Source organism: Micromonospora sp. U56 (genome assembly GCF_018070095.1).
Classification (GTDB): Bacteria; Actinomycetota; Actinomycetes; order Mycobacteriales; family Micromonosporaceae; genus Micromonospora; species Micromonospora purpureochromogenes.
Map to the genome: position 1 here is coordinate 1 of NZ_JAGPYL010000097.1, position 24,641 is coordinate 24,641.

26 protein-coding genes and 1 tRNA gene are annotated in these 24,641 nt (G+C 68.9%); 14 read left to right on the forward strand and 13 right to left on the reverse strand.

What is annotated here, in order from left to right:
- Positions 1-407: 407 nt before the first annotated feature.
- Complete coding sequence (locus KBX37_RS25755) at positions 408-1,169, reverse strand: hypothetical protein (RefSeq protein ID WP_307849199.1); 762 nt, start codon at positions 1,167-1,169, stop codon at positions 408-410.
- 260 nt (positions 1,170-1,429) lie between these two features.
- Complete coding sequence (locus tag KBX37_RS25760) at positions 1,430-2,650, reverse strand: tetratricopeptide repeat protein (RefSeq protein WP_210778476.1); 1,221 nt, start codon at positions 2,648-2,650, stop codon at positions 1,430-1,432.
- A 287-nt stretch (positions 2,651-2,937) separates the two neighbouring features.
- On the opposite strand from KBX37_RS25760, the gene KBX37_RS25765 reads away from it, so the two are divergent.
- The 3 genes from KBX37_RS25765 to KBX37_RS25775 all read left to right on the forward strand — a co-directional run bounded on the left by KBX37_RS25765 (position 2,938) and on the right by KBX37_RS25775 (position 6,277).
- Positions 2,938-3,783: an SMI1/KNR4 family protein gene (locus KBX37_RS25765; protein ID WP_210778477.1), complete on the forward strand. Its 846-nt coding sequence runs from the start codon at positions 2,938-2,940 to the stop codon at positions 3,781-3,783.
- Positions 3,784-4,037: 254 nt separating this feature from the next.
- Positions 4,038-5,618, forward strand: coding sequence for a hypothetical protein (locus KBX37_RS25770; RefSeq protein WP_210778478.1), 1,581 nt, complete (start codon positions 4,038-4,040; stop codon positions 5,616-5,618).
- 104 nt (positions 5,619-5,722) lie between these two features.
- Complete coding sequence (locus KBX37_RS25775; protein WP_307849200.1) at positions 5,723-6,277, forward strand: HD domain-containing protein; 555 nt, start codon at positions 5,723-5,725, stop codon at positions 6,275-6,277.
- Here KBX37_RS25775 and KBX37_RS25780 read toward each other — a convergent pair.
- Both KBX37_RS25780 and KBX37_RS25785 read right to left on the reverse strand, forming a co-directional pair.
- The gene (locus KBX37_RS25780; RefSeq protein WP_210778479.1) at positions 6,265-6,735 is read right to left on the reverse strand and encodes an NUDIX hydrolase; all 471 of its coding nucleotides are present in this window, start codon (positions 6,733-6,735) and stop codon (positions 6,265-6,267) included. The two genes, KBX37_RS25775 and KBX37_RS25780, sit on opposite strands and share 13 nt — an antisense overlap.
- 26 nt (positions 6,736-6,761) lie before the next feature.
- On the reverse strand, positions 6,762-7,511 hold the full coding sequence (locus KBX37_RS25785; RefSeq protein WP_210778480.1) for a helix-turn-helix domain-containing protein: 750 nt from the start codon (positions 7,509-7,511) through the stop codon (positions 6,762-6,764).
- 192 nt (positions 7,512-7,703) lie between these two features.
- Here KBX37_RS25785 and KBX37_RS25790 point away from each other — a divergent pair, with 192 nt between their 5' ends.
- The 9 genes from KBX37_RS25790 (at position 7,704) to KBX37_RS25830 (ending at position 14,876) form a co-directional block, all read left to right on the forward strand.
- Positions 7,704-8,036: a hypothetical protein gene (locus tag KBX37_RS25790; protein ID WP_210778481.1), complete on the forward strand. Its 333-nt coding sequence runs from the start codon at positions 7,704-7,706 to the stop codon at positions 8,034-8,036.
- A gap of 120 nt (positions 8,037-8,156) precedes the next feature.
- The gene (locus KBX37_RS25795) at positions 8,157-9,092 is read left to right on the forward strand and encodes a hypothetical protein (RefSeq protein ID WP_210778482.1); all 936 of its coding nucleotides are present in this window, start codon (positions 8,157-8,159) and stop codon (positions 9,090-9,092) included.
- Between the two features lie 102 nt (positions 9,093-9,194).
- Complete coding sequence (locus KBX37_RS25800; protein ID WP_210778483.1) at positions 9,195-10,082, forward strand: FtsK/SpoIIIE domain-containing protein; 888 nt, start codon at positions 9,195-9,197, stop codon at positions 10,080-10,082.
- The gene (locus tag KBX37_RS25805; RefSeq protein ID WP_210778484.1) at positions 10,079-10,264 is read left to right on the forward strand and encodes a hypothetical protein; all 186 of its coding nucleotides are present in this window, start codon (positions 10,079-10,081) and stop codon (positions 10,262-10,264) included. The genes KBX37_RS25800 and KBX37_RS25805 overlap by 4 nt, the downstream gene beginning before the upstream one ends.
- An 89-nt stretch (positions 10,265-10,353) precedes the next feature.
- Positions 10,354-10,869, forward strand: a complete 516-nt coding sequence (locus KBX37_RS25810) for a hypothetical protein (RefSeq protein ID WP_210778499.1) — start codon at positions 10,354-10,356, stop codon at positions 10,867-10,869.
- Entirely contained in the window at positions 10,866-11,288 is a 423-nt protein-coding gene (locus tag KBX37_RS25815) for a hypothetical protein (protein ID WP_210778485.1), read from the forward strand. Before KBX37_RS25810 ends, KBX37_RS25815 begins: the two co-directional genes overlap by 4 nt.
- A 758-nt stretch (positions 11,289-12,046) precedes the next feature.
- Positions 12,047-12,394, forward strand: a complete 348-nt coding sequence (locus KBX37_RS25820) for an RRQRL motif-containing zinc-binding protein (RefSeq protein ID WP_210778500.1) — start codon at positions 12,047-12,049, stop codon at positions 12,392-12,394.
- A complete protein-coding gene (locus KBX37_RS25825) occupies positions 12,391-13,287 on the forward strand; it encodes a DUF2637 domain-containing protein (RefSeq protein ID WP_210778486.1) in 897 nt (298 codons plus the stop codon). Before KBX37_RS25820 ends, KBX37_RS25825 begins: the two co-directional genes overlap by 4 nt.
- The gene (locus KBX37_RS25830; RefSeq protein WP_210778487.1) at positions 13,284-14,876 is read left to right on the forward strand and encodes a replication initiator; all 1,593 of its coding nucleotides are present in this window, start codon (positions 13,284-13,286) and stop codon (positions 14,874-14,876) included. Before KBX37_RS25825 ends, KBX37_RS25830 begins: the two co-directional genes overlap by 4 nt.
- A gap of 96 nt (positions 14,877-14,972) precedes the next feature.
- Here KBX37_RS25830 and KBX37_RS25835 read toward each other — a convergent pair whose 3' ends face one another.
- Positions 14,973-15,314 carry a hypothetical protein gene (locus KBX37_RS25835; protein WP_210778488.1) on the reverse strand — a complete coding sequence of 114 codons (342 nt, stop codon included), beginning with the start codon at positions 15,312-15,314 and terminating at the stop codon, positions 14,973-14,975.
- A 135-nt stretch (positions 15,315-15,449) separates the two neighbouring features.
- On the opposite strand from KBX37_RS25835, the gene KBX37_RS25840 reads away from it, so the two are divergent.
- Together KBX37_RS25840 and KBX37_RS25845 are read left to right on the forward strand one after the other, a co-directional pair.
- On the forward strand, positions 15,450-15,656 hold the full coding sequence (locus KBX37_RS25840) for an excisionase family DNA-binding protein (protein ID WP_210778489.1): 207 nt from the start codon (positions 15,450-15,452) through the stop codon (positions 15,654-15,656).
- Positions 15,656-16,939: a site-specific integrase gene (locus tag KBX37_RS25845; protein WP_210778490.1), complete on the forward strand. Its 1,284-nt coding sequence runs from the start codon at positions 15,656-15,658 to the stop codon at positions 16,937-16,939. Before KBX37_RS25840 ends, KBX37_RS25845 begins: the two co-directional genes overlap by 1 nt.
- A gap of 75 nt (positions 16,940-17,014) precedes the next feature.
- Here KBX37_RS25845 and KBX37_RS25850 read toward each other — a convergent pair.
- The 8 genes from KBX37_RS25850 to KBX37_RS25885 form a co-directional block, all read right to left on the reverse strand.
- A tRNA-Pro gene (locus KBX37_RS25850) sits at positions 17,015-17,088 on the reverse strand.
- A 174-nt stretch (positions 17,089-17,262) separates the two neighbouring features.
- On the reverse strand, positions 17,263-18,669 hold the full coding sequence (gene der, locus KBX37_RS25855) for a ribosome biogenesis GTPase Der (RefSeq protein WP_210778491.1): 1,407 nt from the start codon (positions 18,667-18,669) through the stop codon (positions 17,263-17,265).
- Positions 18,666-19,346: a (d)CMP kinase gene (cmk, locus tag KBX37_RS25860; protein WP_210778492.1), complete on the reverse strand. Its 681-nt coding sequence runs from the start codon at positions 19,344-19,346 to the stop codon at positions 18,666-18,668. The genes der and cmk overlap by 4 nt, the downstream gene beginning before the upstream one ends.
- 191 nt (positions 19,347-19,537) lie before the next feature.
- On the reverse strand, positions 19,538-20,308 hold the full coding sequence (locus KBX37_RS25865; protein ID WP_210778493.1) for a pseudouridine synthase: 771 nt from the start codon (positions 20,306-20,308) through the stop codon (positions 19,538-19,540).
- Positions 20,295-21,188, reverse strand: a complete 894-nt coding sequence (scpB, locus tag KBX37_RS25870; RefSeq protein WP_307849201.1) for an SMC-Scp complex subunit ScpB — start codon at positions 21,186-21,188, stop codon at positions 20,295-20,297. Before scpB ends, KBX37_RS25865 begins: the two co-directional genes overlap by 14 nt.
- Positions 21,189-21,663: 475 nt before the next feature.
- Positions 21,664-22,704, reverse strand: a complete 1,041-nt coding sequence (locus tag KBX37_RS25875; RefSeq protein WP_210778495.1) for a ScpA family protein — start codon at positions 22,702-22,704, stop codon at positions 21,664-21,666.
- A 53-nt stretch (positions 22,705-22,757) separates the two neighbouring features.
- Positions 22,758-23,681 carry a ParA family protein gene (locus KBX37_RS25880; RefSeq protein WP_154937924.1) on the reverse strand — a complete coding sequence of 308 codons (924 nt, stop codon included), beginning with the start codon at positions 23,679-23,681 and terminating at the stop codon, positions 22,758-22,760.
- Positions 23,682-23,872: 191 nt separating this feature from the next.
- A partial coding sequence (locus KBX37_RS25885) for a tyrosine-type recombinase/integrase (RefSeq protein ID WP_210778496.1) occupies positions 23,873-24,641 on the reverse strand: 769 nt, incomplete at its 5' end.

Below are 24,641 nucleotides of genomic sequence, written 5' to 3' on the forward strand. Positions count from 1 at the left end.
ACCTTGACCGGTCAGGCCCCACCCGCTCGGCTCTGCCCGGACGGAGGTCGTCGGGATGGCACCAACCATCCCGGAGTGCCCGAGGACCCCGCCGGAGGCACTGCCCTTGTCCCGCCCGACATCGAGCCCCGGATCTGCCACTACCCATGGCGGCCCGGGGCTTCGTCGTATGTCGCGCCGCCGGCGGGCTAACACCGACGCGCTGTCGGCCGAAGGCCAGAGGCGCGGCGGCGGGCCATCGGCCCGGCCCAGGTTCGGCGGCGCGAGCGGCCCGCGACGCGGGCCGCCTTGATCTCGTACAGAAAGTTCTCACATCGGCAGGGCAGAGACGTTGTCCGGTCTCATGACCTGCGCGACAGATCGGTATCAGGACCTGCGTGACACTCTGCCGACCGACGGACAGGCAATCAGAAGCTGTCGAGGCTGACCTCGTGCCACGTCCCGTCCGGTCCCATTCGGAACCTCTGCGGCGGGCCCATGGCGCGTAGTGCCTGCGCGTACATGGCTTCACGCGCGGCCTGTTCCTCGCCGGACGGGTCGGTCACGCGGAAGCCGTGTAGATGAACAGCTTCCGTATCGATGTCGTTCGACTTGGGACGGCCCTCAATGACGAAACCGAACAGCGCGCGCAGGGCTTCCTCGCCCAGTTCAAGGGGATGGAACGGCAGCGGGTACGGTCCCTGGTTGGGCCAGCCTGGTACGGGCTTCACGGGGTGCTCGCCTGTCCAGTACGGCAGCTCGAAGTCGTAGGGCGTGCCGATGTTCTCCTGGATGCCGCCGCCGGGCGACAGGCTCAGCGATCTGATGAGCACCCCGTCTTCCCAGACCGCGAAGCCGAGCCAGTCCACGACCGAATGCATCCCGTGCATGATGATTCGCCTGCCCGCTCCCGCTTGGCGCAGGTGTTCTGGCAGCTCAGACGGGCGGTCGAGCATGAACCGCCGGTCGCAGTACAGCTCGACCCCGGCCAGCACCGTGGCGTACGTGAGGTCATCTGGCGGGTAGATGTCCTCGAACAACGTGCCGTCGTCGGCGGGCTCGACGACGTAGCCCGGGTGGACCTGACGTACCAGCGCCTCGGTCTCGGCTCGGTCTGATCGCGTCGCGCCAAGCAGCGCCGGACGAATGTCTCCGTCGGTGAACGCCAGTAGAGCTGTCTTCGCGCCCACGTCGCTCCTCCCAGTTCGCGGCAGGTGACACCGCAAGCACGCCACCTGGCAGACATGATCGTCTAGCCGAAGGTGTCACAGACGTCCCGAGACCGATCTGTAACGGAGGTCCAGAGACCCGACAGCAGGGCAGAGACGTTGTCCGGTCTCGGGACCTGCGTGACACATCGGTATCAGGACCTGCGTGACAATGCGTCGGGTTCTTGGGCGCAGAGATGAAGTCCGGGATGCAGGGGGTGGTGACCGGCAGAAGCATCAGGTCAATCGGCGGCAGTGTTCGGGGTAGCCTGCCGTTGCACGAAGAGGTCCGCCTCCAGCAGGCGGCCTGAGAGCCGGCCCGCCTCGTGGATTTCATCGGCGGTCATTCGTGGCACGATCGCGTGTGCTTCGTGGATGCCGTCGCCGCTGCCGACGTTCAGCATGGCGAGGTACCACCGAAGTGCCTGCACAAGGTCGACCGGTCCGCCGAATCCGTCGCGGTACCAGCAGGCCGCTGCGAACATGCTGCCCTTGTCGCCGGCCTCGGCGCCGCGCACGTACCACTGCAGCGCCTCCTCGTCGTGGTCACGTTCGCTGAGTCGGTCACCCAGCCGTGGATACGCCTCAGTGATCCCGACCTCGGCCGCTTGGCGTAGCCAGTGCACCGCCTCGTCAGACCGACCGGACAGCACGCCCAAGTTGAAGGCAGCAAATGCGTCCCCTGCCTCGGCTGCGGCCTGGTAGAGAGCGGTCGCCCGAGCGTCGTCCTGTGTCGTGCCGATGCCATGCTGGACCAGGTACGCGAGCGTGCGCTGGGCGACCGGGTCCCCGTCATCCGCCGATACGGTCAGCAGCTTCACGCCTCCGGCTGGATCTCCGAGGTGGAAGGCGCGGATCACGCCGAGCATCGTGCGCGCCCGGCGGTCTACCAAGGCCGGCATGCGCAGCTTCGCCGCGAGCAGAGTCAGTTCCTGCTTGGCTATCTCGTTGCCCGCCTTGGCTGCCTCCAGGTACCAGAACGCAGCCTCCGGCAGATCCACCTTGTGGTACGCGAAGAGGGTGCCCAGATCGTGCAGCGCCTGCGCCTCCCCTGCGGCGGCAGCCAGTCGCCAGTGTCGCTCCGCCTCGTCCTGGTCCATGGGCACGCCCTGACCTGTGCCGTACATCAGCCCGACCATCCGAAGCGCAGGCACATCGCCCAGCTCGGCCGAACGCTGATACCACCGCAACGCCGCCGCCTGGTCCTGCGCGACCCCCCGGCCGGTGGCGTACAGCACCCCGAGGTTGTGAGCCGCCTCGGCGTTGCCCAAGTCGGCCGCGCGCTCGTACAGCCCGCGGGCCCTCACCGGATCTGCCGGCTCGCCGTGTCCGCTGCTGGCCAGCTGGCCCAGCAGCAGCAGCGCACGGTCATCGGGCCCGGCCAGCTCCAACTGCTCACGAGCCTCCTCGAAGGCCCCGCGCTGCACAGCGAGCACTCCACGGTCGTACGGCTGCAGTGTCACGCGGGGCAGTCTAGAGAGGTCAAGACCAACCATCGATGCAGTGGTTGTGTCCATCTCTAGCCGGACGTGTCACTCACGTCCTGAGACTGCTCTGTCACGGACGTCCTGAGACCCGACAGCAGGGGCAGACACGTGTCGTACTCCGCATGATGCGTCACGTCGTGGCTTCACTTGATACGTGACACGACGCTCTAGCTCGTTAGCTGCCCGTTGTGAACGTGGGCGGGGCGGATAGGGGTAACGCGAGAGTCCAGGCGGCCAGCGCTTCGACGCTAGGCTGATCATCCGTGGCAACCATCGATGACTTGGCTCGGCTTGTCCCGCCGCCGGCAGCGCCGGTCCACGCGCAGGGCGATTGGTCAGCAGCGGAGGCAACGCTGGGCTTCACCCTGCCTACCGACTACCGTGCGCTGGTCGTCACCTACGGCCTGGGCCAGTTCGGTGACATCACCCTGTTCACGCCCTTCGCCGGAGCGACCTGGCCATACGTCGACCTGGTGTGGCAGGCCGGCGAACTCCTCGACGGGTATCGAGATTTCCGCAGCGACTTTCCGGAAGCGTTTCCCTACCCGCTGTACCCAGAGCCCGGCGGCCTGCTCCAATGGGCCGTTACCGGGAACGGCGTGATGTTGTGCTGGCTGACCCAGGGTGCTCCGGACACATGGCCGGTCGTCGTTTTCGACTTCGGCGATCACTGCGAGCGGTACGACACCGGCGCCGTCGACCTGCTCTACGGTCACCTGAGTGGGCGTCGCCCCGTCTCGGGGCTCGGTACGACGCACGCCATCCCCTGGTTCGACGCCGCCCGGGAACGTGACCACGTCTACGTGCGTTTGTCCGACAGCGATCGCCCGTACGAAGAACGCCTGCGCATCCTCCGCGCTGCCCTCACCCCCACAGGGGACCGCGGCAGCTTCACCAGCGAACACGGGCGACAGGACCACTTCAAGGCCATCGACCGCGACTGGCTAGTGACCTACGAAACCGCGTACGGCCACCAGATCCGCGTCGCGTTCCCACCGGACGACGCTGCCACGGCCCGCGCCGTCATCACCGCCGCCGCGCACGAGATGGGCTGCACGGTTCTAGCGGCAACCACCCACAACGGCACACCAACCTGGATTGGCTCCTGACCCTTCAAGACACGCACATGCCGGTGACCGTCTGCCTCTGACGGACCGTCGAGTCCCGCCCGGTCAAGTAGTAACTCCGTGTAACAGCGACGACCGATCATGCGGGAAGCCGTCACGCGTCAAGTGGAGCCCGACAGCAGGGGCAGACACAGGGCACGGAGGGTCAGACACCAGCTAGTCGAGGCCAGTCGAGACCAAGACCTGCCCGAGAAGGGGACTTACCTTTAGACAGCAGATATTGCACGATGAACAGCATGGTGGACAACCTAAAGGCCGACGCTCCCACGCACCTGAACTTGGTTTACTTCTTCATTCCCCTGGCCGAACCGCTTGGTTTGCCGGACAAGTTCGTTCAAAGGTTCGCCGAATACCCCTCAGTCGATGATTGGAAGGCTTCGATTGACGAGGGGAATCCAATAACGAGAGACGAGCCGACGCGAATCGTATCTCTCATGTTTCACGAAGCGAGCGCGGAGGATCCAGACCTATCCGGACTTGGATCTGCCCTGGATGTAGCGGTCAAGGCTTTTCCCGCCCTTCCACGGGGAGCAGGTCAGCCAGAGGGAGTACGTGTCCAGAGAACAATCGTGGAAGCGGCTGTAGAACTTCTGCCATTCCATGGCGATGAGGCAGACGAAGCCTCGGTGTCGGAGGCCCTTGACAAGGCGATCGAATGCATCCGCGACATACAGCGGGCCTACAGCATTGTCTGCGGTCGCCCAGTTACTACCGTCACCCGGGAGCGACTGCCGGCCTTCGTCCCTCTGGCTTTCAGGCTCCGGCTTCGCCCCGACACGACACCCTCTTGGCCCGAAGAACTCAACCTCTTCATGGTGAACACCAACCTCAGTCAGGCATATCCTGCAGACAATCGTGAGGCCGTTCAGAGAGAGCAGTGCGAGCAGTTAGGACGATTCGTCGAACTTTTAAGATCAGGCAGAGTCTTCAGTCGTTACCCCGACTTCGTTCGCGAGGCTGAAACGGCACTCCGTTATCAGGGTGAATACAGGGTCGCCGTGGTGCTTGCCGCGACGGCGGCCGAAGTGCTCTTGGACGACTTGCTGATGCACATGCTGTGGGAAGAAGCTCGCCGTCCAGAGGATGCCGCTCCCGTTTTCGAGCGGGGCCTGGCCACCAGGGTACGTACCCAGTACCACACACGGCTTGGCGGCTTGTGGGATGCGCAACGAGCGGGCCCAGTGCAGCAATGGACCCGCAAGCTGGCAGCACTGAGGCACCGAGTTGTCCACGCCGGATATAACCCCACGGGGAAGGAGGCGGCCGAAGCCCACGAAGCGCTATTAGCTCTCGAAGGGTTTATAACTGCTTTGATCACCCAACAACAACAACTCAAGGCCTATCCGCGGACTGCGGCAATGTTGCTCGGCGAGCCCGGCCTCAAGCGTCGCGGATTGCTCTCCAAGCGCTATACGAAGCTAATCCAGGACTCTAATGAGCCGTTCTGGGTCGAGACATTCTTACGGTGGCGGAGAATTGTTGCTCAGTGCCGCGCCAACTCTTCGGATGAGCGGATTGAGCCGGAAACCAGAAGAGCGAAGACCCTCGCGGTCATCTCTTCCAACGGCACCCGCTGGTGGCTGTTTGATCCCGAAGCATATCTCGCGTGCGCCGCGCATCCACCGACCCTTACCGATAAGGTTCGAGCGGAGCTGGACAAACTTGCAAACACCGTCGCAACTGACTTGTCAGGGCCGATCAGCGTTGAGTTTTCGGCAATCTTGGCAGATCCAGTTATCCCGACAGAATGGATATTTCCATATCAGGCGCTACCACTGTTTGGAGTGATGGTCGACAGAAGTGATCTGTCGCCTTAAACGCTTCTTGCTGCCGCATACCTGCTCCTGCCGCACGGCCTAGCCGCACTCGCCGTGCTAGAGACGGCGTGGTGTGTACTGCCAGGCTGGCATACCCTTGGCAGGTGGAACAGAGAGCAAGATTGGCAGCTAGGGTTGCCGAGCAGCACCTTGCCCTTGCCTTGCCAAGGCGGTGGCGGCATGTCCGGGCCGTGGCGGCCAAGGCGGAGCGGCTGGCGCCGCTCGTCGGCGACGATGGAGACCTACTCGCGGCCGCCGCTTGGCTGCATGATGTCGGCTACGCGCCCGACATTGTTGACACAGGCTTCCACTCCCTGGACGGCGCCCGGTGGCTGCTCGGTCAAAGATTCGAACTTCGCCTAGCTGCCCTTGTTGCCCACCACTCGTGCGCCTCGTACGAGGCCGACGAACGGGGGCTAGGCGAAGCCCTGATGGCGGAGTTTCCACGTGAGCAGTCGGTAGTATCCGACGCGCTTTGGTTCGCGGACATGACCACCGGGCCTGACGGCCAGGACCTGAGCGCCGAAGACCGGCTGGCCGAAATCCGGGTGCGCTACGGTCCGAACGATTTGGTCAGTCGGTTTTGGCAGAAGGCGGAGCCGGCACTCATGGAGGCGATACGACGAACTGAGGTTCGCATGGCGGCTCAACCGATGTAGGGCTCTTCGCGGTGCGTGAAACCGTGGTCGATGCGGAGCCGCATAGAGGGATGGATCTGCAACTCGTCCAGCTCATCCTTCCGCACCCAGGTGACCGCCGATGACTCGTCGCTCGTCGTCGGCTCACCGTCCACGTACTGGCCTCTGAAGCAAATCGAAAACTGTTGCCGCACCTCGCCGTCGCTGTACTCCACGACGTGGTTCGGGTTGGTGTAGATCCCGACGACCCCGGTCACCTCGATCTCTACGCCGGTCTCCTCGCGCGTCTCCCGCACCGCCGTCTCTGCGATGTACTCGCCGAAATCCTGGGCGCCACCGGGCAGCGCCCACAAGCCGTTGTCGGTGCGCTGGATGAGCAGCACCCGTCCCTGCTCGTCCTGGACGAAGACGGTCACGGCTACGACGATGCTGTTCGGCTTCGGGGCGTTTGGGTTGTTGAAGTGCTCGATCCGGGCCATGGCCCTAGCCTCTCACCGCCGGCGGCTCAGTGTTCAGGCCAGACCGCCCGCTTCTTCCCCAGGACGCGATTGAAGCTGGCGACGTAGCTGTCGAACAGGTCGCCGCCGCCGAGCCGGCGCAGGTGCAGCACCGGGGCATAGGCGGCCGGCGTGCCGTAGAGGTGAGTGTTGACCAGCATCTCATCGTCGAAGCGGTAGATGGAGTTGTACAGGATCGTGTCGTGGTAGTAGATCCCAACGTTGTCCAGGTCCCGCAAGTCCTTGTAGAAGGCCAGCGCGTTCAAGATCTTGCTAGACATCGCGTGGCCGATGCCTTCATCGTCCCCGCGCTCGGCGATGTTCTTGCCCTCCGGGTCGCCGAATAGCAGCTCGACCTGGGCGCCGGCCAACGCCTTGTCGCGCAGGGTCGGCACCCATCGGTGGTTGAACTCGGGCAGGAACAGCCCGCCGTAGACCAGGACGCCAACCTGTCGGGTGGCCTTCTCCAAGAGCTGCTGCCAGAGGTCGGTCGGAACGGCCCCGCGGCGCGGGTAGATGTGGACGACCTCGGACTGGCTGACCTGCACCGCTCGCTGCGTCGGCAGGGCGTCCGGCCAGAGGTACGACTCGCTCTCGCCCAGCAGCTCGGCGATCGAATGGCGGTAACGCGGGTACGGGTTCCGGCTCTGGGTGACCCACCGTTCAACGGTCTTCGGATCGACGCCCAGTCTGTCGGCGAGAGTGGCCGCCGTCAGACCCTTCTTGAGCATCCCGCTGCGTAGGCGGTCGTTCGGCATCGCAACTCCTGCTCACTGGTGGGACGTTTGGAGGGACAACTAACCCTAACGTAGACGTCCCTAGTCGTCCATATCTCGTGGTGAACTCGTCACTACTGATCGACGCACCCTGATTCCACAAGAGCTGCCGTCCAGAGAGGACGCGCCTGGCCCACCGATACGGGCCCAGCTCACGAGATTAAGGAGTCAGTCATGGGACGTCTGCTGCTGGACACCTCGCGGGTGTCGTACGAGGTGTCGGTGAACCCGGTGCCGAAGCTGGACCAGAACGGTCAGCAGAAGTTCGACCGTGAGACGAAGCACCCGATGTGGACGGTGCACCTGTACGCGCTGTCGGAGAACTCCGGCGAGGTCATCAACGTGACCGTGGTCAGCCCGACCATGCCGCCGGTGACCGTTCGTCAGCCGGTGGTTCCGGTGGACCTGGAGGCGCTGCCCTGGGTCAACGACCGGGACGGCAAGGTCCGCTCGGGTGTGGCGTTCCGGGCCGCTGGTCTGCGGGCGCTGGACACCGCCGCCGCCTAGCGGGCGGTTCCTCGATCGGCTCCACAAGAACGAAGAGGTGGACACGGGGTCGCCGTTGATTGGCGTCGTCTGCGACCCCGCGTCCTGTCCAACAAGGTCCCTACCTAGGGAGGACTTGTCGTGTCCAAGTCTAGCCAGAGGTCCCCGTTCGGCTGGTCGAACCGTGGGGGCAACGTCACCGTCATCGAAGCCCCGGTAGCCCGCTCGCATCGTCGTCGGGCCATCATCGCGTTCTGGGTCACCCTCGGCGTGGTCGGCTTGCTGACCGCCACCGTGGCCTCGCACTACCTGCACCCGATCCTCGGTGCCATGCTCGGCGGCCTCATCGGCGCTGCCTGCGGCGCAGTGGTCTTCGCGCTGATCGTGGCGTGGCCGGTCCTGCGCGTCTTCTGGCACTGGCTGCCGGAAATCGGGCTCGGCCTGGCCGCCGTCTACGGCTGGACTGCGCTGATGCAGTCGACCCCGCTGTGGGGTTCGCTGCTCGTCGTCGCCCTGGTCGTCGGCGTACCTGCCGCTGTTGGGCCGATCCGTCGCCGTGTCATGGCGTGGATCTGGTGCCTGGTCGTGCGGCACCGACTGCGGCTGTGCTTCGCCGCGTTCATCGCCACCAACCGGCACGGCTCGCTGCCGCTGATCCTGCCCGCGAAGCCGACCCCGGCCGGTGAACGGGTGTGGGTCTGGCTGCGGCCTGGCCTGTCCCTGCGGGACCTGGAAGCCGACGGCCAAGTGCAGAAGCTCGCCGTGGCGTGCTGGGCCAACGAGGTCCGCGTCATGCGCGCCTCCCGTCGCTACGCGGCCCTGGTCCGCCTGGACATCACCCGCCGCGAACCTCTCGCGCACACCATCGTGTCTCCGCTGCCGGACTACGTCCCCACCGACGTGCCGGCCAACGCTCCGACCTCCCCGGGCATGCCGCCGGTCGGCCTCGATCTGCCCGACGTGCCGGACGAGCCGGTCACCGCACCGGCTGACACCCCCCGGCCGCGCAAACCGCGCAACGCCACCACCACCTCCACGAGCCCGAGCGACGGGTTCGACCCTTCCGACTACGCCTGACCGGGATGGCGCGGACCGAGCACCCCTGACGGGTCAAGCATCCGCGCCTCTCCCCCTCACCGCTTTGACACGTACGTGTCAACCGACCCTGGGAGCCCAGCAATGGACCTCACCACCACCATCGAACTGCCCGCCCACAACCGCCCGGACGACCCGCCGGACACCGTGCCGGTCGCGCCGGGCCTGTCCATCTTCGACCCGGTGTTCCTCGGCATCGACGAGTTCGGCCAGGCCGTTTACCTGCCGATGATCTACCGGAACATCCTCATCGGCGGTGAGCCCGGCGCGGGCAAGTCGTCGCTGTTGAACACCATCGTCGGCCACGCGGCCCTGTGCCCGGACGTTCGGCTGTGCCTGCTCGACGGCAAGCAAGTCGAACTCGGGCTGTGGAAGGACGCCGCCGACGTGTTCGTCGGCCCCGACATCGACCACGCCATCCGCACCCTTCGCCGGGTGCAGCGGGTGATGGACAACCGCTACTCGTTCCTGCTGTCGCGCCGTCGTCGGAAGATTGGCCCGAACGACCTGTTCGGTCAGATCCTCGTGGCCTGCGACGAGATCGCCTACTTCTCCGCCACCGCCGGCGACGAGAAGACGCAGAAGCTGTTCGCCGCGCTGCTGCGCGACATCGTCGCCCGGGGCCGCGCGGTCGGCATCATCGTGGCCGCCGCCACGCAGCGGCCGTCGTCGGACATCATCCCGACCTCGCTGCGGGACCTGTTCGCCTGGCGGTTCGCCGGTCGGTGCACCACCGACGTGTCCTCCGACATCGTGCTCGGGCACGGGTGGGCCGCCCGCGGCTTCTCGTCGAACAGCGTCGACCCGAACAACCAGGGCGCCGGGTTCCTCATCGCCGAAGGCGGCATCCCGGCCCTGGTCAAGGCCGCCTACATGACCGACGCCGACATCATCCGCGTGGCCGACTACGCCACCTGGACCCGCCGCCGCTCGGGCCTAGTCGCCCCCGCCGACCTGCGGACTGCGGCATGAGCACCACCGCCGCGACTGCGACCCGAGTCCTGGACCTGGTGCTCATCGGCACCGGCGAGGACATCGCCGCCCTGACCGCCATCGCCCGCCACGCGGGCGCGCTCGTCTTCCGCTCCGCACCCGCTGCCACCGACGACGGCCGTCAGCGGGTGTTCCTCCGGCTCCACCTGCACCACCGATAGAGGAACGGCCGACAGACCGGGACACGGCCCTAGGAAAGCTGCCCGATCTGCCGGCCACCAACCACCGCCCACGAAAGGACGTGGCCGCCATGAACCCTACCCAGAAACAGCTCCACACCCCCGGCGCGCTGGCCAACCTGACCCCGGCCGACATCCTGCGCTGCGCCGCCCGCTACCTCGAAATCCACGGCTGGAACCAGGGCACCTACTACCCCCCGACGGACAACCCCTTCCCGCCCGCCTGCGTGTCCGCCGCTATCGGCATGGCCACCCATGGCCACCGGATGCCGGTTCCGCACGAGGTCAAGAACGGCAGCGCTTTGCGCGAATACTCCCGCGCCATCGACGCCCTGTCCGACTTCCTCAGCATCGACGAGCCCTCGTCCTGGAGCGCCGGTGACGGCGACCCGACCTGTCCCTTCACCTGGAACGACCGGCCCACCCAAACCGCCGAGCAGGTCATCGCGACCCTCCGGGCCGCCGCCGACGACTACGACTTGACCCACGCCACTGAAGACCAGCTCGAAACCTACGCGGAAAGCGCGCTGGCCAACGAGACGCTGCCCACCCGTGAGGGCTTCCTGGCCTGGCTCGGTGCCCGATGAGCACCGTCACCGCCCTGCCAACCGGCAACGTCCACGCCATCCTCGACCGCGCCGCCCTCTACCTGGGCCGCCACGGCTGGACCCCGACCGGCCTCTACGACCCTCACGACGGCTGCACCGCCACGTGCGCCTGCCACCGCACCGGCACCTACCCGGCGTCGATCCTCGGCGCGATCCGGGCCGCCGTGTTCGGCGAGCCCCGCTGGTACCTCACCGGCGTCACCGACGCCGACCTGCACGCCTACAGCGCCGCCGTCGAGTGGTGCAACACCTACCTCATCGCCCTCGGCCACGCCGGCCAGCACGCCCCGGTCTTCGCCTGGGAGACCACCCCCGGCCGCACTGCGGCTGACGTCATCGAGGCGCTGTGCGCCGCCGCCATCGCCTACCGCCGACACACCATCCGGAGGGCCGCATGAGCACCGCCGCCCACACCACCGATGTGACACGTACGTGTCAAGACCCCGTCTCCACCGCCGCACTCGTCGGCGCTCTTGAATCCGCCTGGTCCGCGATCCGCGACCGGCACCCCGAAATTCCGGCCGCCGTCCTCGTCGTCGGCTCCGGCTCACCCACCAAGGCCAACCAGGGCATGAAGTGGGGTCACTTCGCCGCCCTGCGCTGGCAGGCCGGCGACAACCAGCTTCCCGAAATCCTGATCTCCGGTGAGGGCCTGTCCCGCGAACCGGAAGCCGTCTTCACCACCCTGCTGCACGAAGCGACCCACGCCCTGGCCGACGCCCGGGGCATCCAAGACACCTCCCGGCAGGGCCGCTGGCACAACAAGAAGTTCTCGACCCTGGCCGCCGAACTCGGCATGGCCACCACCAAGGACGACAAGCTCGGCTACTCCCCTTGCACCCTGACCGACCTCACCCGCGCCCGCTACCGGGCCGTCATCGCCGACCTCGGCGAGGCCCTGCGCTTCTACCGCCACCCCGAACCGACCGGCGAAGGCAAAACCCGCACGAACAACAACGGCGCGGCGTGCGAGTGCGAGTGCCCCCGCAAGCTGCGCATCTCCAAGGCCGCCTTCGAGGAAGGCCCGATCGTCTGCGCCGTCTGCGCGGCGGCGTTCCTGCCCGAGGACATCGACCGCGACACCTACGAACACCCCACCTTCGCCACCGGCTCACCGGCCGGCGAGGGCCAAGACGGCGACGACTCGGAGGACCCGATGGTGTTCTACGACCCCACCGGCGAGCGCTTCGGCCTGCCGACCTACCCGTTCAAGTTCGCCCCCGACGGGCTGCTGACCCGTCGCCAGCTGCGCGCCCGCGAGCTGCGTCCCGGCGGTCAAGACCCCGCCGCGCAACTCCTCTGGCGGCGCGGTAAGCGCGTCGCCTACCTGTTCCGTCTCGACCTGGCGCTGCCCAAGCGGACCGCCACCCCGGCGCAACGCGCCGCGATCGACAAGGCGCTCACCGCGCGGCGTACCTGCCCCGACTGCGGCCAGGTCAAGCCCTACTACATCCCCCGCCGTACCGGCTCATGCCTCGACTGCACCTCTGAGGTGACCTCATGACCACGACCTCTCGACCCTCGCGCGGCTGGACCTACCTCGGCCTGGTCCTCGGCGGACTCGTGTCCGTCGCCGCCAACATCGCTCACTCGTTCATCGCCCCTGAGGGCGCACCCGAGAACTGGAAGCCGGAACCCGGCGCGGTCATCTCCTCGATCGTCTGGCCCCTGTTCCTCTTCATCGCCATCGAGATCCTTGCCCGCACGCCCTGGCCGACCGGCTGGGGTTGGAACGTGCTGCGCTGGGTCGGGCTGCCGCCCGTCGCCCTGGTCGCCGCGTTCGTGTCCTACCGGCACCTGTCCGGACTGCTCGACCACTACAACGAGGAAACCCTCGTCGTCTGGTTCGGTCCCCTCGCCGTCGACGGCCTGATGCTCATGGCCACCGCCGCACTACTCGCCACCGGAAAGCGCACCACCCGGCCCGCTGCACCTGTCCCGGCACCTGCGCCGGCCACCCTCGCCGAGGCGTCGTCATCTGACATCCCCGCCTCGCCGACGGTCCGCCCGGCCGCCGCGACCCCGGCCACCAACCCCGCACCCGACACCGATCCCGCACCTACGCCCGAACCCATCAACCCGCCCACCTCTGGCGAGGACACCACGACCACGACGACGGTCGAGCCCACCCCGGACACCACCGTCAAGGACCTGGCCCCGGCACCCGTCGCGGCCCCGGCCGCCAAGACCGGCCCCGCGCTGGCACTGCTGCCCAACGCCCGCATCGTCGCCACCGCCCACGAGAAGGCCCACGGTGAGCCCATCACCGCCGGTCAACTCGCCGTGCGACTGCGCGTACCCACCCACACGGCCGCCGACATCCTGACGGCCCTCAACAACCCGAGCACCATCAACGACCGACCCCACAACGGCACCGCTGTGGGAGCCACCGCGTGACGTCCTCGACGTTGCCTCTCGCGCCCGAAACCACCACGGTTTCGGGCACGGGAGCATGCGCCGAAACCACCGCCGGCTACTGGCCCTGGGCCACCCCCACCACCGGCCCCCGCGACCTCGCCGTCGACGGCTGGGTACGCGGCCACGACCCCCGCACCGTCGCCTCCGGCCGCGCCCGCGCCCAGGACCCCGACTACCCCGAATGGCTCGGCCACGTCAAAGCCGCCGCCGCCTGCAAGCACCCGATCCGCCTCGCCGGGCAGATCCACGTCAACGACGCCGACGGCAACCGCATGGCCACCATCGACACCGAGGACATGCCCGACGGCGCGATCTACACCCCCTGCGGCAACCGCCGCGCCTCCGTCTGCCCGTCCTGCGCCGAGCTGTACCGCCGCGACACGTTCCACCTCATCAAGGCCGGGCTACAGGGCGACCGGTGGGGCCTGCCGCCGCTGCACGAGCACATCGCCATCTTCCTCACCGCCACCGCCCCCTCCTTCGGGCCGGTGCACCACCGCGTGGTGAAGGTCCACACCGCGGACTGCCGCAAGAAAGACGGCTGCACCTGCCGCGCCTCCGTCTGCCACCCGTTCGGCCGCGTCTGCCCCCACGGCGTGGACCTGCGCTGCGGCCAGCGGCACAAGGCCAGCGACGGCCACCTCGGGCAGCCGCTGTGCCTGGACTGCTACGACCACGCCGGCCAGGTCGTGTGGAACCACGAAGCACCCGAACTGTGGCGCCGCACCATCCAACAAGCCGACCGCGAGTTGCGCCGCCTCGGCCGCGCCCATGGTGTGGAGCTGCGCCGCCGCTACATCAAGGTCTACGAGTTCCAGGTACGCGGCGTCATCCACTACCACGCCCTGATCCGCCTCGACGGACACAACCCCGACTGCCCCGACGCGATCGTGCCCCCGCCGCGCGTGATCACCCGGGACATGTTCGAAGAGGCGGTCCGGACGGCGTTCGTCAAGACCGCCTACACCTCCGTCCCGCATCCGGCCAACGGGGGGCAGGGCTGGCGCATCGCGTGGGGTGACAAGGGCCTGGACCTCAAGCACGTCAACGCTCCCGGCGGCACGGTGAACCTCGCGCAGATCACCGGCTACATCGCCAAGTACGTCACCAAGAGCACCGAGGTGACCGGGCTGAGCCTGCGCCGCGTCGACGACATCTCCGTGCAAGTTCACGGCGACCCGGCAACGCACCTCGGGCGGCTCATCCGCGCCTGCTGGGACATCGGGGAGCACCCCGCCTACGCCCGGCTGCGGCGGTGGGCGCACCAATTCGGCTACGGCGGGCACATCGCCACCAAGAGCCGCGCCTTCTCCGTCACCCTCGGTTTCCTGCGCATGCAGCGCACCATCTGGCGGCGCACCGAGGGCCACCCGCACACCTGGGACGACGAGCAAACCGAGCGCGTCATCTACGAACTCGGCTACCAAGCCACCGGCTGGATCACCACCGGCGACGCACTACTCGCCAACACCGCCGCCGCCATGGCCCGCGCCCGACACCTCGCCGGCCTTGACGCCCTGGCCGACGAGCTGGCCGCCCGGACCGCCGCCCGACCGCCGGCCGCTTGACACGTACGTGTCAACACCCGCCCGGACCACCGGTGCTCGTTCTTTGAAAACTCCACAGCGCTCTCTCCCAAAATTCCGGAAGGGCACCGGCTGAGGTCAGGTCAGGCCGCACCTGGAGCCGCAGTACGGGCAGAATGCACGTTTTGCGTTCGATACCACCTCGGTATCGCACTTCGCACAGTGGCCGTTTTCCCACAAGCCCTGGTCAATCCCAAGGCCACCGTCGTAGTAGTCGCGGTCAGGCCAGGCGACCAGCTCCACCTCAAGCCCTGGCTCGTCCTCATAGTCGGTCGCTTGAGCCAGGACCAACTCCGTTCGAAGGCCGTAGTGGTCCTGGCTGTGGTGCGGCAAGACACGGCGCAGGACATCAACGAGCTCGTACACCGGCAACGCCACGAGCTGCTCGGCGAGGCGGTCGCGATCTTCATCCGTGGTCACTCGACCGACCATACGCGCCGCTCTACGGCCCCCCGCCCGCTGCGGTCGGGCCACCCACCGAAGCAGCGCACTCCCTATCAACCAACCGTTGGCGTAAGCCGCGCCTATATCACCACCCCATTAAGGAGGCATCACATGGATAGACGCCCAGTCCAGATCGTTCCGAAGTGGCATTCCCCGGCCGAGGTCGCCGCGATCCTCGGCTACGGCTTGTCCAAGGTGAAGATGAAGATTGCCACCGGGGAACTGCGCTCGATCAAGGACGGCAAGTACCGCCGCATCCTGCCGGAATGGATTGATGAGTACATCCAAGCTCAGATCGAGCGACAGGATGCGGCCTGATGCCCGGCAAACGCGCCAACGGTGAAGGCTCCATCTTCCCGTACCGGAACGGTTTCGCTGCCTACGTCTGGGTCACCAAGCCGGACGGCAAACGCGCCCGCAAGTACGTCTACGGCAAGACCCGCGACGAGGTCCACGACAAGTGGGTGAGGCTGCACCAGCAAGCCAAGGCCGGGCCGGTCGCCACGAACGTCCCCACGATGGCGAATTACATGGCGTACTGGCTCGCCGAAATCGTGGAGCCGAACCTCGCCCCGCTCACCTATGCCACCTACGAGACGCTGAGTCGCCTGTACATCGTTCCCGGCCTCGGCGCCAAGCGACTCGACGGCCGGTTGTCCGTACGGGAGGTGCAGACCTGGCTGAACAAGGTCGCGAAGACGTGCCAGTGCTGCGCCCAGGGCAAGGACGAGCGCCGGCCAGCGAAGAACCGGAAATGCTGCGCGGTTGGGAGGTGCTGCCAGGACCTCCCATCGGCTCGCACCGTCAAGGGAATCCGCGCCGTTCTCCGCTCGGCGCTCTCTCAGGCGGTAGTGGAAGAACTAGTCGTCAAGAACGTCGCGGCTCTCGCGAAGCTCCCGCCGATCCGCGCCCGCAAGGGCAAGTCGTGGAGCAGTGAGGAAGCCCGCGCGTTCCTGGAAGCATCCCGAGACGGCGACGACTACCTGTACGCCGCCTACGTCCTGGTCCTCGTGCTCGGCCTACGCAAGGGTGAAGTCCTCGGCCTCACCTGGGACCACATCGAGTGGGACGGCTGGGACAAGCCTTGCACCCCACACGGGGAGGACTTCTGCGAGCACTGCCGCGAACATCACGACATCAGCCTGGTCATCGACAAGCAGCTCCAGCGGGTACGCGGCCAGCTGCTACACCGAGCCACCAAGACCGAGGAGTCCGACGCTCCCCTACCGCTGCCGGCCATCTGCGTCACCGCGCTGCGGCACCGCTATCGGCAACAGGAGGCGGCCAAGGACAGAGCGGGCGATGCCTGGCACGACAGCGGCATGATCTTCACGACCCGCTACGGGTTGCCAGTCGAGCCGCGGAACTTCAACCGGTCCTACGACAGCCGCATCGCCCACGCTGGCGTCCCTAAGATCACCGTTCACGACGCCCGGCGCACCTGCGGGTCACTGCTGGTCGACCTGGACGTGCATCCTCGGATCGCCATGGCGATCCTGAGACACGCGGACTTCTCGATCACGATGGAGATCTACAGCCAAGTCTCGTCCAAGGCCACCCGCGAAGCCCTCCGGAGGCTCGGTGAAAGCCTCGATCAATGAGCCGTTGCTGTACTTCGCTGCTGTACAAGATCAGAAAAGGCCACCTGGAAGATTCCAGATGGCCTCTGACCTGCGTCGGGACGGCCGGATTCGAACCGACGACCCCTTGACCCCCAGTCAAGTGCGCTACCAAGCTGCGCCACGTCCCGATGCCCCCGCGCGGTCTCCCCCGCGGCAGCCGCTACAGCTTAGCGCAGGATCTTCGCACCACGCGCACAGGCCCCTCCCGTGTCGCGGCGTCCCACGCCACCTCCCCTAGAGCGTCCTAGGAAAGAGGATGCCGGGGAGAGCGGCGCTCCCCCCGGCATCCAAGAAGAACAGGGTCAGCCGTGCGCCTTGCCGCGGCCGCCGGGGCCGAGCTTCTTGCGCGGGCGTACCGAGATCTCCACCGGGCTGCCCTCGAAGCCGAACTCCTCGCGCAGCTTGCGCTCGACGAAGCGCTGGTAGCCGGCGTCCAGCGGCGCGGTGGTGAAGAGCACGAAGCGCGGCGGCGCGACCCCCGCCTGGGTGGCGAAGAGGATCTTCGGCGCCCGACCACCGCGCACCGGGTGCGGGGTGGCCTGGACCAGCGCGGTCAGCCACTGGTTGAGCTGAGCGGTCGGCACCCGGGTCTCCCAGCTCGCCAGCGCCTTGCGCAGCGCCGGCGCGAGCTTGTCCACCGCGCGGCCGGTCTGGGCGGACAGGTTCAGCCGGATCGCCCAGGGGATGCGGCGCAGCTCCCGGTCGATCTCCTTGTCCAGGTAGTACCGGCGGTCGGCGTCGACCAGGTCCCACTTGTTGAAGGCGATGACCAGGGCCCGCCCGGCCTCGGTGACCATGGACAGGATCCGCTGGTCCTGCTCGCTGATCGGCTCGCTGGCGTCGAGCAGCACCACCGCCACCTCGGCCGCCTCGATGGCCGAGGCGGTGCGCAGGCTGGCGTAGTACTCGGTGCCGCTGGCCTTGCCGACCCGCTTGCGCAGGCCCGCGGTGTCCACCAGCTGCCAGACGTCGCCGCCGATCTCCACCAGGCTGTCGACCGGGTCGACGGTGGTGCCGGCGACCGCGTCGACCACCGCCCGCTCCTCGCCGGAGAACCGGTTGAGCAGGCTGGACTTGCCGACGTTGGGACGGCCGACGAGCGCCACGCGGCGCGGGCCGCGGGGCCGGTTCTCGATGATCTTCGGTGCCTCGGGCAGGGCCTCCATGATGGCGTCGAGCAGCTCGCCGGAACCCCGACCGTGCAGCGCGGAGACCGGGTACGGCTCACCGAGGCCGAGCGACCAGAGCGAAGTCGCCTCCATCTCGATGGCGGTGTTGTCGGTCTTGTTCGCCACCAGGATGACCGGCTTCGCGCTGCGCCGCAGCATCTTCACCGCGGCCTCGTCCACATCGGTCGAGCCGACCATCGCGTCGACCACGAAGAGCACCACGTCGGCGGTGGCCACGGCCGTCTCGGCCTGCGCGGCGATCGCCGCGGCCCGGTCCTTGGCGTCCGGCTCCCAACCGCCGGTGTCCACCACGGTGAACGCCCGGCCGCTCCACTGCGCGTCATAGGGCACCCGGTCCCGGGTGACCCCGGGAACGTCCTCGACGACCGCCTGGCGGCGGCCGATGATCCGGTTGACCAGCGTCGACTTACCCACGTTGGGGCGGCCGACCACGGCCACCACCGGCTGCGGACCGGACGGCTCCTCGACGTCGAGGTCCGGCTCCCGCAGCTCCACCCAGCCGCCGTTGTCCTCGCTCATGCCACCCCCCGTTCGATGAGGAGGTCGCGCAGTCGGGCGACGACCTCGTCGATGCCCAGCTCGGTGGTGTCCAGCACCACCGCGTCCGGGGCCTGCTGCAGGGGGTTGACCTTGCGGGTCGAGTCGAACTTGTCCCGGCGGGCCAGGTCGGCGGCGGTCGCCGCGACGTCGACCGCGTCCTCGGCGCTGCGCCGCTGGGCGCGGGCCGCCTCGGAGGCGGTCAGGTAGACCTTCAGGTCGGCGTCGGGGGCCACCACCGAGCCGATGTCCCGGCCCTCGACCACGATCCGGCCGGCGTTGGTGATCATCTGACGCTGCCGGGCGACGAGCAGTTCCCGCACCGCCGGCACGGCGGCCACGGCGGAGACCGCAGCGGTCACCTCGGGGCCACGGATCTCCCTGTCGACGTTCACGCCGTCGGCGGTCACGCCGGACCCCTGGGGGTCGGTGCCGATGCGCAGGTCGACCTCGCCGGCGACCTTGGCCACCGACTCGACGTCGGTCAGGTCGACCCCGGAGCGCAGCACGGCCCAGGTGATCGCCCGGTACATGGCCCCCGTGTCGAGGTAGCGGGCACCGAGGCCGGCGGCGAGCCGCCGCGAAACGGTGGACTTACCCGAACCGGACGGCCCGTCCACAGCGACCACGCAGCGCACGGCCCGTACGTTTTCCTCCACCGTTGTCCTCCTATAGCCCGTACCTCGCGGGTCGCCGGTGTCTCCGGCGCCGTTGAGCGGTTGTCAAGCTCTGTCAATCATCCCGCGCCTCGCGGGTCGGCCGCGCGCGACGCCGTCGGGGGCGACCCGCGCCACCCGCCGGCCCACCGGCCGCGACGAAGCCTACCGGCACCGATACCCGGTTCGCCGGGTCAGTCACCCACGGCCTTGAACAGGGCGGCGACCTCGGCGTTGGTCAACCGCCGGATCCGCCCGGTACGCAGGTCACCCAGCCGGATCGGCCCGATCGCGGTACGCACCAGCCGGGACACCGGGTGCCCCACCTCGGCCAGCAACCGCCGGACGATGTGCTTGCGCCCCTCGTGCAGGCTCAGCTCCACCTGGGCGGTCTTGCCCAGGGTGTCCACCACCTTGAACGAGTCGACCTTGACCGGCCCGTCCTCCAACTCCACCCCGGCCATCAGCCGCTTGCCCAGGTTGCGCGGGATCGGCCCGGCCACCTCGGCGAGGTAGGTCTTAAGCACCTCGTACGACGGGTGCATGAGCTTGTGGGCGAGGGTGCCGTCGTTGGTGAGCAGCAGCAGCCCCTCGCTGTCGGCGTCGAGCCGCCCGACGTGGTAGACCCGCTGCTCCACCCGGTTACCGATGAAGTCGGCGAGCTCGTTGCGTCCCTTCTCGTCCGCCATGGTGGTAACCACCCCGCGCGGCTTGTTCATCGCCACGTAGACCAGGCGGTTGTTTGCCTGGAGGCGCTCGCCGTCGACGTGGATCACGGCGGTGGCGGGGTCGACCTTGTCGCCGAGCTGGGCGACCCGGCCGTTCACGGTCACCCGGCGCCGGAAGATCAGGTCCTCGCAGGCACGTCGGGAGCCCACGCCGGCGGCGGCGAGCACCTTCTGCAGGCGCTCGGCCCCCTCGTACACGGGGGCGTCGGTCTTCGGGGCACGGTCATCGCGTCGCATCGGCAAGCTCTTCTACGTCGTCGGGGAGGAACGGGGCGAGCGGGGGCAGGTCGTCCACCGAGTTCAGCCCCAGCTTCTCCAGGAACATCGTGGTGGTCCGGTAGAGGAACGCCCCGCTGTCCGGTTCGGTGCCGCACTCCTCGACCAGCCCGCGGGAGACCAGCGTACGGATGACCCCGTCGCAGTTCACACCCCGGATGGCCGAGATCCGCGAACGGGTGACCGGCTGCTTGTAGGCGATCACCGCGAGCGTCTCCAGCGCGGCCTGGGTCAGCCGTACCGACTGCCCGTCAAGTACGAACCGTTCCACGTAGGTCGCGTATTCCGGGCGGGTGTAGAGACGCCAGCCACCGGCCGCCCGGCGCAGCTCGAAACCGTGCCCCGCCGCGGTGTAGCCGGCGGCGATCTCGTCCAGCATCGGCCCGACCCGCTCGGCGGGCTGCTCCAGCACCTGGGCCAGGGTCAACTCGCTGACCGGCTCGTCCACCACCAGCAGGATGGCCTCCAGCGCGCCGCGCAGCTCCGCGTCGTCCAACACCGGCGCCGGCTCCGGCCCGGGCGTCGCCCGCCGCCGGGGCGCCGGCTGTTTCCCGGGTACGCGGGCAGCCCCGCCCTCCCCGGGCAGGTTCTCGGCCGACCCGGCGGCGTCCGGGTCGGCAACGGGCAGCGACGCGCGGTCAGCGCCCGCGCCGGCCGGCTCGGCGCCGGTCCCGCCGGCATCGCTTCCTCCGACGTCGGCCCCACCGGCGCTCGTGGAGTCAGCGTCAGGCTCGCCGGCGTCGGTCCCACGGACGGTGGCCGCACCGGCGTCGGTCTCACTGGCGTCGGTCGGTTCCGCCGGCAAGCCGTGACCGGTTACCGCAGGCCCGACCGGCGGCACCGGCGCGGGGTCGCCATCGGCGAGATCTTGGACAGTTTCCGTTTCTGGCGAACGGTAAGTGTCCAAGATCTCGGGCCCCGGCCGCTCAGCGGGCGCCGAGGCGGGGGCGACAGCGGCAGCGGCGTCGGGGTTGGCAGCGTCGATGACGGCGTCGGCGTCGGTGGCAGCGGCGGCGGCCTCGGCGTCTTCGTCGGCGGCGTCCGCGTCTGCGTCTGCGTCGGCCGGGGCGGCGCCGTCGGGGGGTTCGTTGGGCGGGGTGGGGCGCTGCCACGGGGGAATCCATGCGGCGGCCTGGTCGGCCAGCGAGCTCCGGCGCTCCTCGTCACTGGTCACCCTGTTCCTCCTGCGTCGACTCCTCGGCTGCGCCCCCGGTGCGGCGGCATGATCCACTCCAGGTCCGCGATATGGCGGTGTCCGGTCCGCCCCGACACCGCCACAACGCCGGAACCGAGTCGATCACGGCGACGTCGACCGGTCACGACGGCGGCTCGCCGGACGACGAGCCTGCGGACGGGCCGGCGCCGCCCACGTCCGGGGACGACGAGCCGGCGGACGGCCGGCCGCCAGCCGGGCTCCTGGCCGACGGGTCGGCGACGGCGGGCTCGGCGACGGCGGGCTCGGCCGGGGAGCCGGCGTACTCGTCGATGTGCAGTTCGGCATCGCCGTCGGCGGGGCCGGTCCAGCGCACCGTCAGCTCCTCCAGCGCCTGGTCCTGCACGAAGGAGACCAGCCCCTCCCGGTACAGCTCCAGCAGCGCCAGGAAGCGGGCCACCACCTCCAGGGTGATCTCACAGTCGGCGCAGAGCAGCGAGAAGGTGGCGGTGCCGGCGCGGCGCAGCCGCTCGGTGAGGATCGCCGCGTGCTCCCGGACGCTGACCCGCACCATGTGCACGTGCGCGATGGAGACCTCGGGAGTCGGCTTCGGGGTCATCGCCCGGATCGCGAGCTTGAGCAGCCGCTCCGGGCCGATGCCGAGGACCAGGTCGGGCAGCGCCTCGGCGTACCGGGGCTCCAGGGTGACCGCCCGCGGGTAACGCCGGCCGCCCACCGCCTCCAGCTCGGCGATGTGCGCCGCCGCCTCCTTGTACGCCTTGTACTGCAGCAGCCGGGCGAAGAGCAGGTCCCGCGCCTCCAGCAGGGCCAGGTCCTCCTCGTCCTCGACCTCGGCGGCGGGCAGCAGCCGGGCCGCCTTCAGGTCGAGCAGGGTGGCCGCGATGAGCAGGAACTCGCTCGCCTCGTCCAGGTCCCACCGGTCGCCCATCGCCCGGATGTACGCGATGAACTCGTCGGTGACCTTGTGCAGGGCCACCTCGGTGACGTCGAGCTTGTGCTTGCCGATGAGTTGCAGCAGCAGGTCGAACGGGCCGGTGAAGTTCGCCAGCCGGACGGTGAAGCCGGCGCTCTCCGCGGCCTGCGGCACGCCGGCCGGGTCCGTGACCACCTCGGCAACGGCCTCGGCGGCCAGCACGGGGGGCTGCTCCGGGGTCGTCGGCGGGTCCAGGGGTGGCGCGGTCACCGGACGACCGTAGTCCACGCCCCGGGTCCACCGGCGGCAAGGTTCATCCCGACCTACCGGTCGGCCTGGGCGGCGATCACCTCACGGGCCAGCTGCCGGTAGTTGCGCGCCCCGGAGGAGGCCGGGTCGAGGGTGGTGATCGGCGCACCGGCCACCGTGGACTCCGGGAACTTCACCGTCTTGGTGATGACCGTCTGGTAGACCTTGTCGCCGAACGCCTCGACCACCCGCTGGAGCACCTGCCGGCAGTGGGTGGTGCGGCTGTCGTACATGGTGGCGAGGATGCCTTCGAGCTCCAGGTCGAAGTTGAGCCGCTCGCGCACCTTGTCGATGGTGTCGAGCAGCAGCGCCACCCCGCGCAGGCTGAAGAACTCGCACTCCAGCGGGATGAGCACGCCGTGCGCCACGGTGAGCGCGTTGATCGCCAGCAGGCCCAGCGAGGGCTGGCAGTCGATCAGGATGTAGTCGTACTCCTTGCGGACGGTCCGCAGCACCCGGGCCAGGGCCATCTCCCGGGCGACCTCGTTGACCAGCTGGATCTCGGCGGCGGAGAGGTCGATGTTGGCGGGCAGCAGGTGCAGCCCGGCGACGTCGGTCTTGATCAGGACGTCCTCGGCGGTGACGTCGTCCTGCATGAGCAGGTTGTAGACCGACAGGTCGAGGTTGTGCGGGTTGACCCCGAGGCCGACCGAGAGCGCGCCCTGCGGGTCGAAGTCGACCAGCAGCACCTTGCGGCCGTACTCGGCCAGCGCGGCGCCCAGGTTGATGGTCGTCGTCGTCTTTCCGACGCCGCCCTTCTGGTTGGCCATCGCGATGATCCGCGCCGGCCCGTGCCGGTCGGTCGGCATCGGCTCGGGGATCGGCTTGCGCATCGTGTAGGCGGCCGGGTCCGCCGGACCCAGGTCCGCGCCGAGCGACGCCTGCTGCTCGCGGAGCTCCGACGTCCAGGCGTCGGCACGGTCACCGTTGCCAGCCATGTCCTCGTTGCCCCCTCCCGACGACCACCCGGCGTCGGAGCCGTCCGACGTCCTGCGCGGCGCCGCTGCGCACCCCGGATGTCGCCCCAGGAGGTCCGCGCCGATGCCGACTGTACGCCACTCACCAGCAGCGCGTTCGGTACCGGTCCGGCGTGTCGGACGTCCCGCCCGACCGACCCGTGACGCCCGGGTCAGCCGCGGGCGCGGGGATGCGCGGTGGCGTACACCTCGCGCAGCCGCTCCACGGTGACCAACGTGTACACCTGGGTGGTGGTCACCGAGGCGTGGCCGAGCAGTTCCTGCACGACCCGCACGTCGGCGCCGCCGTCGAGCAGGTGGGTGGCGTACGAGTGGCGCAGGGTGTGCGGGGACACCGCGTTGGGCCCGTCCACCGGCAGCCCGGCGCGCTCGGCCGCGCGGCGCAGGATCGTCCAGGCGCCCTGTCGGGTCAGCGCGCCGCCGCGGGCGTTGACGAAGACCGCCGGGGTGCCCCGCCCGGCCGCGACCAGCGCGGGCCGGGCCCGCACCAGCCAGGCGCGCAGCGCCTCGACGGCGTACCCGCCGATCGGGACCAGCCGGGTGCGCCCGCCCTTGCCGCGCAGCAGCGCGGCGCCCTCGTCGACCTCGAGGTCGTCGACGGCCGCGCCGCCCGCCCCGGAGAACCGCGCGCCGGTGCCGTAGAGGAACTCCAGCAGCGCCCGGTCGCGCAGCGCAAGGGCGGCGCCGTCGCCGGCGCCGGTCACCGCGCCGGCGGTCTCCAGCAGCCGGACCACGTCGTCGACCGGCAGCGCCCGGGGCAGCCGGCGGGGCGGCGGGGGCGGCCGGACGTCCCGGCGGGGGTCGGCGCCGGCCAGCCCCTCGCGCCGCGCGCAGCGCTGCCGCGCGCGCACGGCGGAGGCCGCCCGGGCCGCCGACGAGCCCGCCAGCGGCGGGGGGCCGTCGTCCCCGGGCCGCTGCCGG

What these genes read in the sequence shown, in the direction of transcription:
- KBX37_RS25770 (WP_210778478.1), top strand. Translation starts at nt 4,038, where the DNA reads ATGGTGGACAACCTAAAGGCCGACGCTCCCACGCACCTGAACTTGGTT.
- KBX37_RS25780 (WP_210778479.1), bottom strand. Translation starts at nt 6,735, where the DNA reads ATGGCCCGGATCGAGCACTTCAACAACCCAAACGCCCCGAAGCCGAAC.
- KBX37_RS25785 (WP_210778480.1), bottom strand. Translation starts at nt 7,511, where the DNA reads ATGCCGAACGACCGCCTACGCAGCGGGATGCTCAAGAAGGGTCTGACG.
- KBX37_RS25790 (WP_210778481.1), top strand. Translation starts at nt 7,704, where the DNA reads ATGGGACGTCTGCTGCTGGACACCTCGCGGGTGTCGTACGAGGTGTCG.
- KBX37_RS25800 (WP_210778483.1), top strand. Translation starts at nt 9,195, where the DNA reads ATGGACCTCACCACCACCATCGAACTGCCCGCCCACAACCGCCCGGAC.
- KBX37_RS25805 (WP_210778484.1), top strand. Translation starts at nt 10,079, where the DNA reads ATGAGCACCACCGCCGCGACTGCGACCCGAGTCCTGGACCTGGTGCTC.
- KBX37_RS25810 (WP_210778499.1), top strand. Translation starts at nt 10,354, where the DNA reads ATGAACCCTACCCAGAAACAGCTCCACACCCCCGGCGCGCTGGCCAAC.
- KBX37_RS25815 (WP_210778485.1), top strand. Translation starts at nt 10,866, where the DNA reads ATGAGCACCGTCACCGCCCTGCCAACCGGCAACGTCCACGCCATCCTC.
- KBX37_RS25820 (WP_210778500.1), top strand. Translation starts at nt 12,047, where the DNA reads ATGGTGTTCTACGACCCCACCGGCGAGCGCTTCGGCCTGCCGACCTAC.
- KBX37_RS25825 (WP_210778486.1), top strand. Translation starts at nt 12,391, where the DNA reads ATGACCACGACCTCTCGACCCTCGCGCGGCTGGACCTACCTCGGCCTG.
- KBX37_RS25840 (WP_210778489.1), top strand. Translation starts at nt 15,450, where the DNA reads ATGGATAGACGCCCAGTCCAGATCGTTCCGAAGTGGCATTCCCCGGCC.
- KBX37_RS25845 (WP_210778490.1), top strand. Translation starts at nt 15,656, where the DNA reads ATGCCCGGCAAACGCGCCAACGGTGAAGGCTCCATCTTCCCGTACCGG.
- der (WP_210778491.1), bottom strand. Translation starts at nt 18,669, where the DNA reads ATGAGCGAGGACAACGGCGGCTGGGTGGAGCTGCGGGAGCCGGACCTC.
- KBX37_RS25865 (WP_210778493.1), bottom strand. Translation starts at nt 20,308, where the DNA reads ATGCGACGCGATGACCGTGCCCCGAAGACCGACGCCCCCGTGTACGAG.
- KBX37_RS25880 (WP_154937924.1), bottom strand. Translation starts at nt 23,681, where the DNA reads ATGGCTGGCAACGGTGACCGTGCCGACGCCTGGACGTCGGAGCTCCGC.